Origin of the sequence: Ihubacter massiliensis, assembly GCF_024125305.1 — a bacterium.
GTDB lineage: Bacteria > Bacillota > Clostridia > Peptostreptococcales > Anaerovoracaceae > Hominibacterium > Hominibacterium faecale.
In genome coordinates, this window is the sequence record NZ_JAMXVH010000001.1 from 2,244,325 (window position 1) to 2,260,011 (window position 15,687).

Sequence of the window (15,687 nt, forward strand, 5' to 3'; positions counted from 1 at the left end):
TTAAATCACCTCTGCCTTTCCTCCGGCAGATTCTATTTTTTCGATCGCTGTCTTGCTAAATTTGTGAGCCTGAACAGTAATGTTCTTATCCAGGTTACCATTTCCCAGAATTTTAATTCCATCTTTTACCTGCTTTACAAGCCCTACTTCCTCCAGCAGTGCCGGCGTTACAACAGTACCTGCGTCAAATCGGTTTAAATCATCAACGTTGAGAACGGTATATTCTGTTGCCCAGATGTTGGTGAATCCTCTCTTTGGAATTCTTCTGTAAAGAGGCATCTGTCCGCCTTCAAATCCTGGCCGTGTGCCGCCGCCGCTTCTGGAGTTCTGGCCGTTCATACCTCTTCCGGCAGTTTTACCCTGTCCGGTAGCAGTACCGCGGCCCTTCCTCTTCGGCGCTTTTGTGGCGCCCGGAGCAGCTTTTAATTCATGCAGTTTCATCTATTTGCACCTCCAATCCTATAGCTCTTCTACAGTCAAAAGATGCTCTACTTTGTTGATAGCACCCCAGGTTACCGGAGAATCAACGAGCTCAACTGACTGGTGCATCTTTTTTAGTCCTAGCGCTTCTACAACTTTTCTCTGTTTTGGGGAAGCGCCAATCGTGCTTTTTGTTAAAGTAACTTTAATCATTTTAGCCATTGCTCTTCCTCCTTATCCTATAATTTCTTCTTGATTTTTTCCTCTCAGACGAGCAACCTTTTCTACAGTCATCAGGTTTTTCAGTCCTTCGATCGTTGCATAAGCCATGTTTGCCGTATTGTTAGAGCCAATGGACTTAGCTCTGATATCTTTGATTCCAGCAGCTTCAAGAACCGTACGTACGGATGAACCTGCGATAACTCCTGTACCTTCCGCAGCCGGCATAAGCTGTACTCTGCCTGCTCCGAAAATTCCCAGGATTCTGTGTGGGATCGTAGTTCCTACAGTCGGAACTTTGATCAGTTTTTTCTTTGCGTCTTCCGTCGCTTTCCTTACTGCTTCAGGGATTTCCTGAGCTTTGCCAAGACCAACTCCTACATGGCCTTCGCCGTCTCCAACTACTACAGTTACGCTGAATCTCATGTTTCTGCCGCCCTTAACTGTCTTAGCTACACGTCTGATGCTGACGATCGTTTCGTTTAAGTCTAGCTTGGAAGCATCGATAGTATTTCGCATTCCTTTTACCTCCTGTTAGAATTTCAATCCAGCTTCGCGAGCGCCGTCAGCAAGTTCCTTTACACGTCCGTGATAAAGGAATCCGCCCCTGTCAAAAGCAACGGTTTCGATGCCCTTATCCAGTGCTCTCTTAGCAATAGCTTCTCCGACCTTCTTAGCGGCGTCTTTGTTTCCGCCGTATTCGATCTGGCCTTTCAGCTCCTTATCCAATGTGGAAGCGGAAGCAAGGGTAACTCCATTTACGTCATCGATAATCTGAACGGAAATGTTCTTATTACTTCTGAAAACGCAAAGTCTAGGTTTCTCAGGAGTTCCATAAAGGTCTTTTCTAACTCTCTGGTGTCTTGCGACACGCCTATCATTTCTGCTGTTTGCCATCTTATTTCACTCCTTTCCTTATTTTGCTCCGGTTTTACCTTCTTTTCTGCGGATGTGTTCGCCGACATAGCGAATACCTTTGCCTTTGTAAGGTTCCGGTTTTCTCCAGGCACGGATATTGGCAGCATAGTTGCCAACAACTGCTTTATCGATTCCTTTAACCGTAATTTCGGTATTGGAAGGTGCCTCGGTGGTAATTCCGTCCGGGTCTTCCAGCTCTACCGGATGGGAATATCCCAGGCTCAGGACCAGTTTCTTGCCCTTCTTTTCAGCCTTATATCCAACACCGACCAGTTCCAATTTCTTTTCGTAGCCCTGGGTTACGCCGGTCACCATGTTCTGGATCAAGCTTCTTGCCAGCCCGTGCTGTTCTCTGTAAGCCTTGGCGTCCGAATCTCTGGAAACGTTAACCTGATTATCTTTTACTTCGATTTTTAATAACTTGCTGATCTGCTCTGTAAGTTCGCCTTTTGGTCCTTTAACAGTAACTGCATTATTACCGTCAACCTTAACCTCAACGCCAGCAGGAAGATCAACAGGTTTGATACCTATTCTTGACATTGTCTACCTCCTACCAAACATAACAAACTACTTCGCCGCCAACGCCCAGTTTTCTGGCTTCTTTGTCGCTGATAACTCCGCTTGACGTGGAGATGATCGCGATTCCCAGTCCGCCCAGAACTTTTGGAACGTCGCTTGCCTTAGCATAAACCTTCAGGCCTGGCTTTGAGATCTTTTTGATCCCGGTGATAACTCTTTCTTTGTCAGGACCATATTTCATCTGAACGCGGATCATGCCCTGCTTGTTGTCGTCTATAACGTCAAATCCTTTAATGTAGCCTTCTTCCGTCAAAATTCCTGCGATGGACTTTTTCATCTTTGAAGCCGGAATATCAACCGTGTCATGACCTACAGTATTGGCATTTCTGATTCTTGTCAGCATATCTGCTATTGGATCTGTCATTGTCATTACAGTATTTCTCCTTTCTTGACCAGCTTTGCACGCACGTGCAGTTCTGGCAATTTCACTTTTCTACCAGCTCGCTTTTTTCACGCCGGGAATTTCTCCCTTGTAAGCAAGCTCTCTAAAACAGATACGGCATATTCCATATTTCTTGAGAACAGAATGGGGTCTTCCGCAGATTCTGCATCTTGTATATGCGCGTGTTGAGTATTTCGGTTTTCTTTGCTGTTTTATTTTGAGAGATGTTTTCGCCATGTTTCCCTCCTATTATTTCTCGAACGGCATTCCGAGAAGTTCCAGCAGAGCTGCCGCTTCTTCATCTGTTTTAGCCGTTGTAGTGAATACAATGTTCATACCTTTGATCATGTCAACTTTATCGTAGTTGATTTCCGGGAAGATGAGCTGTTCCTTGATCCCCATGGAATAATTGCCTCTTCCGTCAAAGGAGTTCTTGCTGACGCCCTTGAAGTCTCTCACTCTGGGAAGAGCGATGTTGATGAATTTATCAACGAAGGTGTACATGTTCTCTCCTCTTAAAGTGACTTTCGCTCCTACAGGCATACCCTGTCTTACCTTAAAGTTGGCGATTGATTTTTTCGCCTTGGTAACCACAGGTCTCTGGCCGGTTATGAGGGCCAGCTCTTCGACTGCGCTTTCCATAATTTTGGCATTTTCTTTGGCTTCGCCAAGGCCCATGTTAATGGTCACTTTTTCCAGCTTGGGAACTTCCATTGCATTCTTATATGAGAATTTTTCCATCAATGCCTGAAAGACATTGTTGTCATAGTTTTCTTTTAATCTGGCTGTCAAAATCGTCTCCTCCTTTCTTAGTCGATTACTTCGCCGGTTTTCTTAGCTACTCTGACTTTTTTGTCGCCGTCCATCTTGTAGCCAATCTTGCTGGCGGTCTTTGATTTTGTATCGTAGTACATAACGTTGGAAACGTCCAGCGGACCTTCCTGATGCTTGATCTCGGCAGCCTCTTTCTGGGTCTGCTTCTGGTGCTTGGTCTGCATGTTGATGCCTTCTACGATCACTTTGCCGTCTTTGGGCATAGCTTTCAGCACTTTGCCAGTCTTACCTTTATCTTTTCCAGTAAGTACAATTACTGTATCGTCTTTCTTAATTCGCATCCGCTCGCCTCCTATAATACTTCCGGTGCCAGCGATACGATCTTCATAAAGCTCTTTTCTCTGAGCTCTCTGGCTACTGGCCCGAAGATACGAGTGCCGACCGGTGTCATATCATCCTTCAAAATTACAGCCGCGTTCTGGTCGAATTTTACATAGCTGCCGTCAACTCTTCTGGCACCCTTTTTCGATCTAACTACAACTGCCTTAACAACGTCGCCCTTTTTAACAACGCCGCCCGGTGTCGCGTCTTTTACTGCGCAAACGATCACATCTCCGATGTTCGCGTACTGACGGCTTGTTCCGCCGAGAATACGGATACACAGAAGTTCTTTTGCACCGGAGTTGTCAGCGACTTTCAGTCTTGTTTCTGTCTGAATCATTCTGGTGCCTCCTTACTTAACTTTCTCTACGATGTTCACAAGTCTCCATCTCTTGTCTTTGGACAGAGGTCTTGTTTCCATAATTCTAACTTTATCACCAATGTTGCATTCGTTGTTTTCATCGTGAGCCTTGACCTTCTTGGTTCTCTTTACAGCTTTACCATAAAGGGAATGTCTTACGAAGTCTTCCAGCGCAACGACAACAGTCTTATCCATCTTGTCGCTTACAACAACGCCAACTCTTGTTTTTCTGAGGTTTCTTTCAACTGTCATATTACATCCTCCTTTCTACTAGCCCTGAGCCTTTTCAAGCTGTTTTTCTCTGATGATCGTCTTGACTCTGGCGATGTCTTTCTTTGTATCTCTCATTTTAATCGGGTTTTCAAGCTGTCCGGTAACGTGCTGGAATCTGAGATTGAATAAATCTTTCTTCATCTTTACCAGTTCAGCATTGAGTTCCACTTCTGACATTTCTCTCATCTTCTTCAGTTCCATTATGCTTCACCACCCTTTGCTTCCATTTCTTTGATGGCAAATTTACATTTAACAGGCAGCTTGTGAGATGCAAGACGCATAGCCTCTCTTGCCTGGGCCTCGGTTACACCCTCGATTTCAAACATAACTCTGCCTGGTTTTACAACTGCTACCCAGTACTCCGGAGCACCTTTACCGGAACCCATACGTACTTCTGCAGGTTTCTTTGTTACAGACTTGTGGGGGAAGATTTTGATATAAACCTTACCACCTCTTTTTACCGATCTGGTCATGGCAATTCTGGCTGCCTCGATCTGATTTGAAGTTATCCATCCGCATTCGGTAGCCACCAGGCCGTAATCTCCGTAAGTAACCTTGTTACCTTTGGTAGCAACGCCCTTCATTCTACCTCTGTGGACTCTTCTGCGTTTAACGCGCTTTGGCATTAACATCAGCGTTTCCTCCTCTCTTTCGTCTATTCTTCAGTTGTTGCTGCTTCGGTCGCTGCATCAACCTGTGCTTCTGTGGTCTGCGCTTCGGCTGCTTTAGCTGGTTCTTCCTTCGGAGCTTTTCTCTTTCTCGGATTTACTGCCTTTGGAAGTTCCGGCTTATCGTCTCTTCTGCGATCATTTCTTCTTCTGTCGCCGTCTCTTCTCGGTCTTCTGTCGCCGTCTCTTCTGTTTCTTTTGCCGTCTCTTCTTCCGTTTCCTTCGTCGCGAACCGCGCTCTTGAGTCCCTTGTCAAGGATTTCTCCGTGGTTGATCCACACTTTGACGCCGATCTTTCCGTAAGTGGTATCGGCTTCCGCGAATCCATAGTCGATGTCCGCTCTCAGTGTGTGGAGAGGAACGTTTCCTTCGCTGTACTTTTCGTTTCTGGCGATTTCAGCTCCGCCCAATCTGCCGGATACCAGTACTTTGATACCTTTTGCGCCGGCTTTCATGGTTCTGCCGATGGCCTGCTTCATCGCTCTTCTGAAGGAAATTCTTCTTTCCAGAGCCTGTGCGATGCTTTCAGCTGTCAGCTGGGCATCCAGCTCGGATCTTCTCACTTCTTTGATCTCGATATTAATGGCCTTTCCGGTCATTTTTTCCAGATCGCTCTTCAGTTCGTCAATGCCGTTTCCGGATCTTCCGATAACCATACCGGGTTTTGCGGTCAGCACGATGACTTTCAGTTTATTGTCAGCCTGACGCTCCAGCAGTATTTTGGAAACGCCTGCTACATACAGCTTTTTCTTTACGAACTCTCTAACTTTATTATCTTCGATCAGGTAGTCGGCAAAGTTTCCTTTGTCAGCATACCATTTGGAATCCCAGTCTTTGATGATGCCCACTCTCAATCCATGTGGACTTACTTTCTGACCCATTAAATGAACCTCCTATCTTAATTCTTTTCTCTTAAAGTGACGCCGACATGACTGCTTCTCTTTAAGATGATCGATGCTCTGCCCTGTGATCCAGCTCTCCATCTCTTCATAGTCGGTCCCTGGTTAGCATAAACTTCCGCTACATATAAGTTGTCTGTGTCCATTTCTTTTACGTCAGCATTAGCCAGAGCGGACTGAACAACCTTTTCTACGATTTCAGCACCTTTGCCCGGTGTGAATTTTAATATAGTAAGCGCCTCATTTATATCTTTTCCTCTTACAAGATCTGCAACAGGCTTAAGCTTGATCGGAGACATTCTTACATATTTTGCAATTGCTTTTGCTTCCATTTTCATGTTCTCCTTTTCTTACTTTACTTTTGATGACTTGTCTGCAGCGTGGCCCCTGTAAGTTCTGGTTGGAGCAAATTCTCCAAGTCTGTGTCCTACCATATCTTCGGTGATATATACAGGTACGTGCTTTCTTCCATCATGCACTGCGATTGTGTGTCCCACCATCTGCGGGAATATCGTGGATGGTCTTGACCATGTTTTTATGACTTTCTTTTCGTTGGCTGCATTCATATCTTCGATAGCCTTAAGCAGTTTTCTGTTGACGAAAGGGCCTTTTTTCAGTGATCTACCCATTATCTATGCTCCTTCCTTATTTTTCATTTCTTCTCTTAACGATATACTTGTCGGAAGCCTTGTTCTTCTTTCTCGTCTTGTATCCGAGAGCAGGCTTGCCCCAAGGTGTAACCGGACTTACACGACCAATTCCAGCCTTACCTTCACCACCGCCATGTGGGTGGTCGTTGGGGTTCATGACAGAACCGCGAACGGTAGGTCTGATACCCATGTGTCTTTTTCTTCCCGCTTTACCGATCTGGATGTTGGCGTGGTCTCCGTTACCAACTTCTCCGATGGTCGCTCTGCATTCCATTCTCACTTTTCTCACTTCGCCGGAAGGAAGTCTTACCTGAGCTTCTTTTCCTTCTTTGGCCATGAGCTGGGCTCCGTTACCTGCGGATCTTACCATCTGGCCGCCTTTGCCAGGCTTGAGCTCGATGTTGTGGATCACGGTACCTACCGGAATATTTGCCAGCGGAAGGGTGTTTCCTACTTTGATATCAGCTTCTGGGCCGGATTCAATCATATCGCCTACCATTAATTTTTCAGGAGCGATGATATATCTTTTTTCGCCGTCAGCATAGTTGATCAGGGCAATGTTGGCACTTCTGTTCGGATCGTATTCGATCGCTGCTACTGTTCCTGGAACACCATCTTTATTTCTCTTGAAATCGATGATTCTGTATTTGGGTCTGTATCCGCCGCCTCTGTGTCTTACGGTGATCTTGCCTCTGGAGTTTCTTCCAGCATGCTTTTTCAGTGTCACGGTAAGGGATTTTTCAGGGGCGTCCTTGGTGATTTCCTCAAAAGTAGAAACCGTCATTCCTCTTAAACCAGGAGTAGTCGGATTATATTTTTTGATTCCCATTCTTTCCTACCTCCTATATTATAAGCTCTGGAAGAATTCGATCTCTTTACTCTTATCTGTCAGAGTAACGATTGCCTTTTTGCTAGCGGCAGTCATTCCTACGCTTCTTCCCATTCTTTTCTGTTTGCCGACAACGTTCATAATGTTTACTTTTTTCACTTCCACATCGAAGATTTCTTCTACAGCGTGCTTAACCTGTGTCTTGTTCGCATCTACCGCAACCTTGAATGTGTATTTTTTGTTCTGCGCATCTTCCATACTTTTTTCAGAGATGACAGGTTTTAAAATTACATCGTAAGGCGTTTTCATTATGAGTACACCTCCTCAATCTTGTTAATCGCATCTTTTGTTACAATGAAGCTGGGGTGATTGATGATCTCGTATACGTTCATTGTGGATACCAGCTCTGTTCTAACTCCCGGAATATTGGCCGCAGAACGGATCACGTTCTCATCTTTTTCAGCCATAACGATCAGCGCTTTTTTACCAGCTTTGATATTTTCCAGAACTTTTACCATTTCTTTTGTCTTAGGAGCATCCAATTTCAGCTCGTCTAAAACGATGATTTCCTTTTCCTCTACCTTTGAGGAAAGCGCGGATTTCATTGCCAGTCTTCTCAGCTTCTTAGGCAGTGTATATCTGTAACTTCTTGGCTTTGGAGCAAATACTACTCCACCGCCTACCTGAGATGGGTCTGTGGTGCTTCCCTGTCTATGGCGTCCTGTTCCCTTCTGTCTGAAAGGCTTTCTTCCGCCGCCTCTTACTTCTGCTCTTGTCTTTGCGGACTGCGTTCCCTGTCTCTGGTTCGCCAAGTAATTTTTTACTACAGCGTGTACTGCGTTCTGGTTAGGCTCGATTCCGAAGATTTCATCGTTCAGTTCGATGGTTCCGGCTTCTGCTCCAGTCATGTTAAGCATCGTTACTTTTGCCATTTTACTTCCTCCTTCCTGAAGTCTTCTATTTGTCCTCGCCCTTTACTGCGTACTGAATGCGAACCAGGCCACCTTTGTTTCCCGGTACAGCACCTTTTACCAGCATCAGGTTTCTGTCTTCAATAACTTTTACTAATACGACATTCTGTACGGTCACAGTATCGCGTCCCATTCTTCCGGATTCTTTGTTTCCTTTGAAAACTCTTCCCGGATAGGATGCGCCGGCCTTGCCGCCCGGCAGTCTCTTATGCTTGGAGCCGTGGGTCATCGGGCCTCTATGGTGTCCGTGCCGTTTGATTTCGCCCTGGGTACCTTTACCTTTGGAGGTTCCGGTAATGTCCAGCTTCTTGCCTTCTTCAAAATCAGCTACGGTGATGACCTGTCCTACTTCATAAGCTTCGCCGTCTTCAATTATGAATTCCGCCAGGTGCTTCTTGACAGAAACGCCTGCTTTTTCAAAATGGCCTGTCATCGGCTTGTTGATTCTGTGGGCTTTCGCATCTTCGAACGCTACTTGAGCCGCGGCATAACCATCGTTTTCAACCGTTTTGATCTGTGTTACTGTTTCCGGACCTGCCTCGATCACTGTTACAGGAATCACTTCGCCTGCGTCAGTAAAGATCTGAGTCATTCCGACTTTCTTTCCTAAAATCGCTTTCATATTTTTCCTCCTAATTCTTACAGCGGATTGCTCTGGTTTGGAAGCCCTATCCCGATTTGCTGATGCAAATCGCCGAAGTTCTCCTGCAAGAAGCGCCCAAAACTTGCTTTTGGCTGCGCTTTACTGCTGGAAGCCCTGACCTGTATCTGCAACTCTTTCTTTTAGGCCGTCTTCCCTCTCATGCAATCTTACTAAGGGGAGTTCCCTTACATTTTTTGTGCTGCTGCAAAGCAGCTTTTGTTCTGTAAAAAGTTATCGCGCCGGCAGTAATCTACCGGAATGCAACGTTTTACAGCTTAATTTCAATGTCCACGCCGGCAGGCAGATCGAGCTTTGTCAGTGCGTCGGTCGTCTTAGCCGTAGCACTGGTGATGTCGATCAGTCTCTTATGTGTTCTCTGTTCGAACTGTTCTCTCGAGTCCTTGTATTTGTGGACCGCTCTTAAGATCGTGATGACCTCTTTTTCTGTCGGCAGCGGAATCGGGCCGGAAACTTCTGCGCCGGTCTTCTTTGCTGTTTCGACGATCTTGGCTGCGCTCTGATCCAGCAGTGCGTGGTCATAAGCCTTAAGCTTAATTCTGATTTTCTGTAATTCGCTCATTTCATCCTCCTAATTTTTTGTACTGTTTTCGCTATGCTCGTACAGGGGGTTCTGCTGCCCGCTTTTCAAGTGCGTGTACGAGGTCTTGCTTGCTTAGTACACGGCTCCGTGTGTTTCTTAATTTTTTACACAAAGCAAAAAGCCGGCGAATCCCTTCGCCCCCATCTGGTGGGGACAATTCTCGGTAGAAATTATCCTATAGCAAGGTAACTTCCTACTTCATCGCCTTACACAAGCTTTTGTAGTATATACCACATGATTGGAAATTGCAAGGGTTTTTGGTAAAAAAATTGATCTATTTTTTATGTTTTTTGGACAGGCAAAAGGCTGTGTTTCCAATGCATAAAAGAGATGTTTTCTGAACACGCATCCTGGTGTTCCTTTTTCGCTGCATTTCTAGTGTATCTTTTCTTAGTTTTAGCGATTTGCCTACAAGATATGGGATTTGGCGGATGCAGCGGACGATTGTTGGGAGGCAGCTTCTGCGAAATCTGGCGGCGGCTTGGGCAGTGCAGGTTGCCGCACGGGTTGCATGTTTTTTGTATGCTGGGTCATAGTTTTGGCAGAGCTTGATACGAGATGCTGGGATTGTTGAAGATGCGGGCTGACGATAGAGTTGAGGGAGAAATTGCTGCGTTTTTTTGAATTGAGGGGTGAGGCCTGTAGTATTGGGAGGGGGGCGGGAAGATAAGCGGCAGTTTTAAGAGGATTTATTGCGGGCGGGCTTTCCCGCTGCTTGGTGCCGGGTGCTTGATGTTTAATACTTGAAAACGATCAGCATTAAATGGTTGCGGGACCAATCCTGATAGTTTTGGTGCGGCTTGGCTCTGGAAAGGCAGGCTGTAAACCAGAAACAGTCTGGTTTCCAATATTTCTTTCATGGTTTTTGATAGTAAGCCCTTTTCTGGCCCGCCGGCTCAGTTGGTTAAGGTTTGGTTTTTGAAAGGAATGGGGCCGTCTGTGAAATAATTAAGGATACGTCGCAGAATTTACGCATTTTTCAACGGTTATTCCCTCTCGAATTGGAGATGGGACAGGAAACTCCCTTTATTCTCAATATGACGCCCCACAAATCCACAGCTTTGCGTAAATAAATCAGATATTTCCAGAAAGTTTCTCCGGCTGCTCAATCCCGCTGCCCAACCAGGCTGGCCAGCCAAACCCGATAAAACACTATCACCTTGTTAAAGCAAAATGTACCCTTTGGAGAAGATTTGGAGTTCCGCTCCCAAGCTCACCGTATCATCATCGTTATTGACGCAGGCGATATCTCCTCGCCGCTCCGACAGCTGCTTTGCGGTCAAATCCTTTTTATGCAGAACGTCTGACCAATACGGCACCAGGCTGCTATGGGCTCTCCCGGTAACCGGATCTTCATTAATGCCTGCATTAGGCGCAAAAAATCGCGAAACAAAATCGCAGCCAAATCCGCCGCCGCGGGCCGTAACAATGATGCCGAATACGTCATCCTCCAGTCCCGCCTCTTCTTTCACCAGCTTCAACTTCTCAAAATCCGGCTCGAGCGCTGCCACTTCTTCCGGTGAATCAAAGACCAGAAAAAAATCATTGGCTTTCAATGTCTGAAAATTGTCCGTACCAAACGCTGAAGCAAAAGACTTGTAACATCCTGTCGGACTGGGTTTTCTTTTGGGCAGCGTTAGCCAGAAGCGCTCTTGGGCTTTGGCAACTGAAAGAACGCCCGATAAGGTGTTGAACCGGACCGCATCCGCGTTCACGCCTGCTTGCTCATACAAAACATATCCGGATGCCAAGGTCGCATGGCCGCACAATTCCACTTCCACTTTAGGTGTAAACCAACGCAGATCATAAACCGCGCCGGCATCGCTCCTTTTAATGAGAAATGCCGTCTCAGACAAATTAATCTCTGACGCAATTTTTTGCTGCAGTTTCGTGGAAATCGCCTCCTCTAAAAGGCAGACCGCCGCCGGATTACCGCCGAACTTATCATTTGTAAAAACGTCCACAATATAATATTCAATTTGCATAGGCTCCTCCCTTTCATTTAAACAAAACGCCTGCCCCGCACTCCGCTTCTAACAGCGGGCAGACGCGGACAGGCGTTCACTGGGCCGTAAGACTTTAATAGCCTAAGTGTTCATTAACCAATATAATATGTATCCTGTCCTTAATCGCGCTGGCTCTGGTAGTCACAGTATAGCAGCACATGGACTGTCCCAGGCAGTGGGCGCATTTTCCAGTTACTGCGCACGGTGTCATCAACCCCAAGCGAATGGCATTGGGCACGCAGGCCTCTGTCCGGATCCTGCCGACAGCAGCATCTTCATTTTCAACAATTTTATTAATTCCTGCCACTACAATGACTTTTTTAGGTCCAAAGCACATGGCCGCTACCCGGTTGCCCGTCTTGTCAATATTGACCAGCTCTCCATCCATAGTAACGGCATTGGTTCCAGTCAGATATACATCTGCCATAAACGCTTTGCGGCGGTTTTCCAGGGCTTCCTCCTTGGAAGGAGCTGTTCCGTCCAGCACGTTTTTCAATTCTTTTTTAATTCCCAGCTCATCCAGAGAAGCCGATCCGCCCCAAGAAACCAGGTCGCCCTCGCTGATCATGGACAAAATCTTATTCTTGGCATCCTCTGCGGTTTCACAATAGTAACCGCTCATGTTTCGAGTTTCTAGATTTTTAATAATGGCTTCGATCCGTTTTTTATTGGCTTCTTTTACGTGTTCATTCATTCCTGCATCCTCCTCTCACTCATCAGCGGATTTACCGCGCATTTACTTTCCAAGGCGATGGCCGCCGCCTTCATTCCGTATGCTGCAATCGCCTCTATATCCATGTTCTTTCTCGTTCCGTCCAGGATAGCCGCGGAAAAAGCATCGCCGGCCCCCTCTTCATTGGCAAAAGGCAGCACCTGCTCCGGCCGCAGAATTCCTTCCTTCATCCCTTCCTTATAATAGACACCGCCGCCGCTCATGGTGATAAATACACGTTTCACCCCCTGATCAACAAACCATTTGCCAGCTTCCATCAACTGGTCTTCGCTGAAAATATCCAGGCCGCAGATAGCGGACGCTTCTCCTCGATTGGGCTTGATGGTATGGAAAGAGCCGATGAATTCTTTGACTTTTTTTGCGTCCTCTTCCGTATGCGGGTCGAAAAACAGCGGCACTTCTACCGTTTCTGCCAAATAGGTTAAAACGCCTTCGGACAAGGTTCCATCCACACACACGATCTCAGAATTATTGATCATGGGCAGCACTTGATCGATCGCCTCAAGATCGATCAAGCCGTACGCGTCGATGTTCTCCACCCCAAATTCCAGATCGCCGACAATATCGAGAATTGAGATATTCATGGCAGTATTTTGTCCTTCAATCAAATGCAGCTGAGACGTATCCACCCCCAAGGCTTCCAGTTCCAACTTGGCCCCCCTGCCTACGATATCATTTCCCGCTGCGCCCACAAAAGCCGTAGCAGCACCCAGCCGTCCCAGGTTTTCCGCAATATTACGTCCTGTTCCGCCGTACGAAACGGAGATGGTTCCTCCATTCTGCTGGGCAGCCATCAGCTGCTCTTGTGCATTTGCTACAACATTTCCTTTAATTCCACCAATTACTGTAATTTCGCTCATTCAATATTTCTCCTTTTCCTATATGAATCATTCTACAAATATACTTCCGCCTATAAACTCTCTCAGGATCGAATTGTTGGGAATGATCGATTCCTCCTCAATGGCCTCGAAAAAGGTCAGAAACTTGAGCAGTCTCCGCGCGTCGCTGTATTCCGGCTCTGATCGATCGATTTCTTCCAATAGGGGCTGGGCATATTTTTTCAAAACAGCCAGCTCATAGGTCAATGCCGAATTAAACAGCACATCCGCCTCTCCATTAAATGGAAAAATATTTTTGTCCTCCCCCTTGCGTACCTTGGGCCAGTCAGCAATGGTCATCTTTGCAGAATGGCCTCTGAAAAGATGATCCCTGACCATTCGCCTCAGAATCCGGGCATCGGTAGTGGGAATCCGATTATGGCTGTCAATATTCAATTGGGTGAACGGACTGATATAAATGCGGAACTTTTCTTCCTCCGATATATATTTGGTCAGTTCTTTGTTGAGGGCATGAATCCCTTCTATGACAATAGGCTGATGGGGTTTGATCGACGTAATCCGTTTGCCGTAAAGCTTCGTTCCTTCAATGAAATCAAAGGTAGGAAGGTCTACCTGCTTGCCGCAGAGCAGGCCATTCATGTTACTGTTGAACAGATCGATGTCAATGGCGGATAAATCTTCGTAGTTAGGTTCCCCATCTTCATCCAGCGGAGTGTCCTTCCGTTCTACAAAATAATCGTCCGTACCCATATACAGCGGATCCAGCCCGTTGACCTTAAGTTGTATGCACAGCCGTCTGGCAAAAGTAGTTTTCCCGGAAGATGACGGGCCTGCTATCAGTATGATGCGTTTTTTACCTCTTGTGATCTGGTCTGCAATCTCGGCCACCTTTTTCTCATGGAGTGCTTCCGAAAGCAAAATGATTTCTTTATATTCTCCGTCCCGAACCTTTTCGTTGAGATCGGCCAGATAAGAAATCTTTAAAAGCTTGTGCCATTTTTTCGCTTCACCAAACGCAGAGCAAAGCTTTTTCTCATCCACATACGGCGGAATGCGGTTGGGCTCAGAAGGATAGGGGAACCGGAGAATAACGCCGCGGCGATATTTTACCAGCTCAAAGAACTTGATATATCCGGTTGAAGGAACCATGGCTCCGTAAAAGAAATTTTTATAATTATCCAGGCAGTAGAACACGGGATGCTCAATCTCCGGGTGATTTTTTAAAATTCGAATCTTTTCTTCATAACCTCGTTCGGTCAGCAGCTTAATTGCCTGATCCCAGGATACAGATTCTTTTACAATAGGCCGGTTCTCTTTCACCAGCAGCTTCATCCGTCTTTCAATAGCACGCACTTGCGGTTCGGTTACGGCCCTGGCAGTTTTAATTTCTGTATAAAGTCCTTTGTTAAGAGAGTTCTGAATTTCCACAGGTATCTTTCCCAGCACATCCTCGATTGCTTTTAGATAAATCAAACACAGACTGTATTGATAAATCAGATTTGCAGCTTGCGTGCGCATGTCCAGAAACTCGATACTGCAGTCATGGTCAACAATCATGGTCAACTCTTCTATTTTATTATCCACCTTAGCAGCAAGAATTGTATAGGGCAGTTCTTTGCCCCAAGTGTCTTTTAATTCTTCTATGGGAACAGGGTTTTTTATTTCAATTTCACGTTCCGGCTCTTTTGGGCCTGTTTTTAATTTAATCTTCACGTGACTTCCTCCTTAAACGATTACTGATTAGTATATCATATTTTATGTAGAAATGGGCAAAATACCTATTGAAAGGGGTGAGTACTTTGAAAAAATTAGTTCTTGCGCTGATCATCATCGGCGCAATAAATTGGGGCTTGATTGGATTCTTTAACTTTAATCTGGTCACAGCAATCTTTGGGAACAGCCTGCTCTTTATCAGCAAAATCATTTTCGCTGTAGTTGGGCTCGCCGGACTTTATGCCATTTCATTCTTCTTTGATAGAAGTAAAAATTCCGTCTGATTACAGACGGAATTTTTACTGGTGCTAAGCAAGCGTTTAACAGTCACAGGACGGTTCACATACCGGTTCTCTTTCGCAGCATTCATCGCCGCATCCGACGATTCCTGGTTTGCAGAAGATCAGCACAAGGATCAAGAAGAAAAATAACAGAGCAGGCTCAATGCCTTCTTCGTTTTTGTTATAGCATCTCATATGGAAATACCTCCTAAAAAGTCTTTTTCTATCACTATATGCATTTCCCCCGATTATGTGTCTTTCCCTCAGACCTGCCGGTCTTTGAGCAATTGAACAATCTTACGCATCTCATCCGGATGCAGTGTAATTCCCCTGGACATATGTTCATGCTCCGGATCCCAATCCCTTATATCATATTTTACGGGATTACCGTTCCATGATACCAGGTTCAGTTCTTTGTTCCAGCCGGTAGGATACGGCTTTATCACACCAATCTGTTCTTTGATCTCAAATACGATCTCGCTTCTTTCATTATCATGCATTTTCTATGTATCTCCTTTCCCAGAATGAATGCGGGCCCCTTTTTTAC

At 45.8% G+C, this 15,687-nt stretch carries 28 protein-coding genes; 1 reads left to right on the plus strand and 27 read right to left on the minus strand.

Translation table 11 applies throughout. The features are described from left to right. The 25 genes from rplO to NIA71_RS10545 all read right to left on the minus strand — a co-directional run bounded on the left by rplO (nt 1) and on the right by NIA71_RS10545 (nt 14,859). Nucleotides 1-441 carry a 50S ribosomal protein L15 gene (rplO, locus tag NIA71_RS10425; protein ID WP_148396193.1) on the minus strand — a complete coding sequence of 147 codons (441 nt, stop codon included), beginning with the start codon at nt 439-441 and terminating at the stop codon, nt 1-3. 18 nt (nt 442-459) lie between these two features. Continuing rightward, the gene (gene rpmD, locus NIA71_RS10430; protein ID WP_148396192.1) at nt 460-642 is read right to left on the minus strand and encodes a 50S ribosomal protein L30; all 183 of its coding nucleotides are present in this window, start codon (nt 640-642) and stop codon (nt 460-462) included. 12 nt (nt 643-654) lie between these two features. After that, nucleotides 655-1,158, minus strand: coding sequence for a 30S ribosomal protein S5 (gene rpsE, locus NIA71_RS10435; protein ID WP_148396191.1), 504 nt, complete (start codon nt 1,156-1,158; stop codon nt 655-657). A gap of 15 nt (nt 1,159-1,173) precedes the next feature. After that, nucleotides 1,174-1,536 carry a 50S ribosomal protein L18 gene (rplR, locus tag NIA71_RS10440; protein WP_148396190.1) on the minus strand — a complete coding sequence of 121 codons (363 nt, stop codon included), beginning with the start codon at nt 1,534-1,536 and terminating at the stop codon, nt 1,174-1,176. A gap of 18 nt (nt 1,537-1,554) precedes the next feature. Then, nucleotides 1,555-2,097: a 50S ribosomal protein L6 gene (gene rplF, locus NIA71_RS10445; protein ID WP_148396189.1), complete on the minus strand. Its 543-nt coding sequence runs from the start codon at nt 2,095-2,097 to the stop codon at nt 1,555-1,557. A 10-nt stretch (nt 2,098-2,107) separates the two neighbouring features. Next, on the minus strand, nt 2,108-2,506 hold the full coding sequence (gene rpsH, locus NIA71_RS10450; protein WP_148396188.1) for a 30S ribosomal protein S8: 399 nt from the start codon (nt 2,504-2,506) through the stop codon (nt 2,108-2,110). Nucleotides 2,507-2,569: 63 nt separating this feature from the next. Further along, nucleotides 2,570-2,755 (minus strand): type Z 30S ribosomal protein S14, encoded by a 186-nt coding sequence (locus NIA71_RS10455; RefSeq protein ID WP_148396187.1) that lies wholly within the window; start codon nt 2,753-2,755, stop codon nt 2,570-2,572. A gap of 12 nt (nt 2,756-2,767) precedes the next feature. Further along, on the minus strand, nt 2,768-3,310 hold the full coding sequence (rplE, locus tag NIA71_RS10460) for a 50S ribosomal protein L5 (protein ID WP_148396186.1): 543 nt from the start codon (nt 3,308-3,310) through the stop codon (nt 2,768-2,770). Between the two features lie 17 nt (nt 3,311-3,327). After that, complete coding sequence (rplX, locus tag NIA71_RS10465; RefSeq protein WP_148396185.1) at nt 3,328-3,633, minus strand: 50S ribosomal protein L24; 306 nt, start codon at nt 3,631-3,633, stop codon at nt 3,328-3,330. An 11-nt stretch (nt 3,634-3,644) separates the two neighbouring features. Next, on the minus strand, nt 3,645-4,013 hold the full coding sequence (gene rplN, locus NIA71_RS10470; protein WP_148396184.1) for a 50S ribosomal protein L14: 369 nt from the start codon (nt 4,011-4,013) through the stop codon (nt 3,645-3,647). A gap of 12 nt (nt 4,014-4,025) precedes the next feature. Then, a complete protein-coding gene (rpsQ, locus tag NIA71_RS10475; protein WP_148396183.1) occupies nt 4,026-4,286 on the minus strand; it encodes a 30S ribosomal protein S17 in 261 nt (86 codons plus the stop codon). Nucleotides 4,287-4,304: 18 nt separating this feature from the next. After that, nucleotides 4,305-4,508 (minus strand): 50S ribosomal protein L29, encoded by a 204-nt coding sequence (gene rpmC / locus NIA71_RS10480; RefSeq protein WP_148396182.1) that lies wholly within the window; start codon nt 4,506-4,508, stop codon nt 4,305-4,307. Next, nucleotides 4,508-4,939, minus strand: coding sequence for a 50S ribosomal protein L16 (gene rplP / locus NIA71_RS10485; protein WP_148396181.1), 432 nt, complete (start codon nt 4,937-4,939; stop codon nt 4,508-4,510). The genes rpmC and rplP overlap by 1 nt, the downstream gene beginning before the upstream one ends. A gap of 23 nt (nt 4,940-4,962) precedes the next feature. Beyond that, nucleotides 4,963-5,856, minus strand: coding sequence for a 30S ribosomal protein S3 (rpsC, locus tag NIA71_RS10490; RefSeq protein ID WP_148396180.1), 894 nt, complete (start codon nt 5,854-5,856; stop codon nt 4,963-4,965). A gap of 17 nt (nt 5,857-5,873) precedes the next feature. Beyond that, the gene (gene rplV / locus NIA71_RS10495) at nt 5,874-6,206 is read right to left on the minus strand and encodes a 50S ribosomal protein L22 (RefSeq protein ID WP_148396179.1); all 333 of its coding nucleotides are present in this window, start codon (nt 6,204-6,206) and stop codon (nt 5,874-5,876) included. An 18-nt stretch (nt 6,207-6,224) separates the two neighbouring features. After that, nucleotides 6,225-6,503, minus strand: a complete 279-nt coding sequence (gene rpsS, locus NIA71_RS10500; RefSeq protein ID WP_148396178.1) for a 30S ribosomal protein S19 — start codon at nt 6,501-6,503, stop codon at nt 6,225-6,227. Between the two features lie 16 nt (nt 6,504-6,519). Further along, nucleotides 6,520-7,353 (minus strand): 50S ribosomal protein L2, encoded by an 834-nt coding sequence (gene rplB / locus NIA71_RS10505; RefSeq protein ID WP_148396177.1) that lies wholly within the window; start codon nt 7,351-7,353, stop codon nt 6,520-6,522. An 18-nt stretch (nt 7,354-7,371) separates the two neighbouring features. Beyond that, the gene (rplW, locus tag NIA71_RS10510) at nt 7,372-7,662 is read right to left on the minus strand and encodes a 50S ribosomal protein L23 (RefSeq protein ID WP_148396176.1); all 291 of its coding nucleotides are present in this window, start codon (nt 7,660-7,662) and stop codon (nt 7,372-7,374) included. Continuing rightward, nucleotides 7,662-8,285 (minus strand): 50S ribosomal protein L4, encoded by a 624-nt coding sequence (gene rplD, locus NIA71_RS10515; protein ID WP_148396175.1) that lies wholly within the window; start codon nt 8,283-8,285, stop codon nt 7,662-7,664. The genes rplW and rplD overlap by 1 nt, the downstream gene beginning before the upstream one ends. 25 nt (nt 8,286-8,310) lie before the next feature. Continuing rightward, entirely contained in the window at nt 8,311-8,946 is a 636-nt protein-coding gene (rplC, locus tag NIA71_RS10520) for a 50S ribosomal protein L3 (RefSeq protein ID WP_148396174.1), read from the minus strand. A gap of 289 nt (nt 8,947-9,235) precedes the next feature. After that, entirely contained in the window at nt 9,236-9,547 is a 312-nt protein-coding gene (gene rpsJ, locus NIA71_RS10525) for a 30S ribosomal protein S10 (RefSeq protein ID WP_148396173.1), read from the minus strand. Nucleotides 9,548-10,731: 1,184 nt separating this feature from the next. Next, complete coding sequence (locus tag NIA71_RS10530) at nt 10,732-11,553, minus strand: PhzF family phenazine biosynthesis protein (protein ID WP_227755587.1); 822 nt, start codon at nt 11,551-11,553, stop codon at nt 10,732-10,734. Nucleotides 11,554-11,647: 94 nt separating this feature from the next. Further along, on the minus strand, nt 11,648-12,268 hold the full coding sequence (locus NIA71_RS10535; RefSeq protein ID WP_148396171.1) for a lactate utilization protein: 621 nt from the start codon (nt 12,266-12,268) through the stop codon (nt 11,648-11,650). Further along, nucleotides 12,265-13,167 carry a PfkB family carbohydrate kinase gene (locus tag NIA71_RS10540; RefSeq protein ID WP_253020355.1) on the minus strand — a complete coding sequence of 301 codons (903 nt, stop codon included), beginning with the start codon at nt 13,165-13,167 and terminating at the stop codon, nt 12,265-12,267. Before NIA71_RS10540 ends, NIA71_RS10535 begins: the two co-directional genes overlap by 4 nt. 27 nt (nt 13,168-13,194) lie before the next feature. Then, a complete protein-coding gene (locus tag NIA71_RS10545; RefSeq protein ID WP_253020356.1) occupies nt 13,195-14,859 on the minus strand; it encodes a nucleoside kinase in 1,665 nt (554 codons plus the stop codon). Between the two features lie 77 nt (nt 14,860-14,936). On the opposite strand from NIA71_RS10545, the gene NIA71_RS10550 reads away from it, so the two are divergent. Then, a complete protein-coding gene (locus NIA71_RS10550; RefSeq protein WP_148396168.1) occupies nt 14,937-15,143 on the plus strand; it encodes a DUF378 domain-containing protein in 207 nt (68 codons plus the stop codon). Nucleotides 15,144-15,179: 36 nt separating this feature from the next. Here the strand turns inward: NIA71_RS10550 and NIA71_RS10555 are convergent, their stop codons facing one another. Continuing rightward, complete coding sequence (locus NIA71_RS10555) at nt 15,180-15,335, minus strand: hypothetical protein (RefSeq protein ID WP_227755590.1); 156 nt, start codon at nt 15,333-15,335, stop codon at nt 15,180-15,182. Between the two features lie 68 nt (nt 15,336-15,403). Beyond that, nucleotides 15,404-15,640, minus strand: a complete 237-nt coding sequence (locus tag NIA71_RS10560; RefSeq protein ID WP_148396167.1) for a YdbC family protein — start codon at nt 15,638-15,640, stop codon at nt 15,404-15,406. Nucleotides 15,641-15,687: the final 47 nt, after the last annotated feature.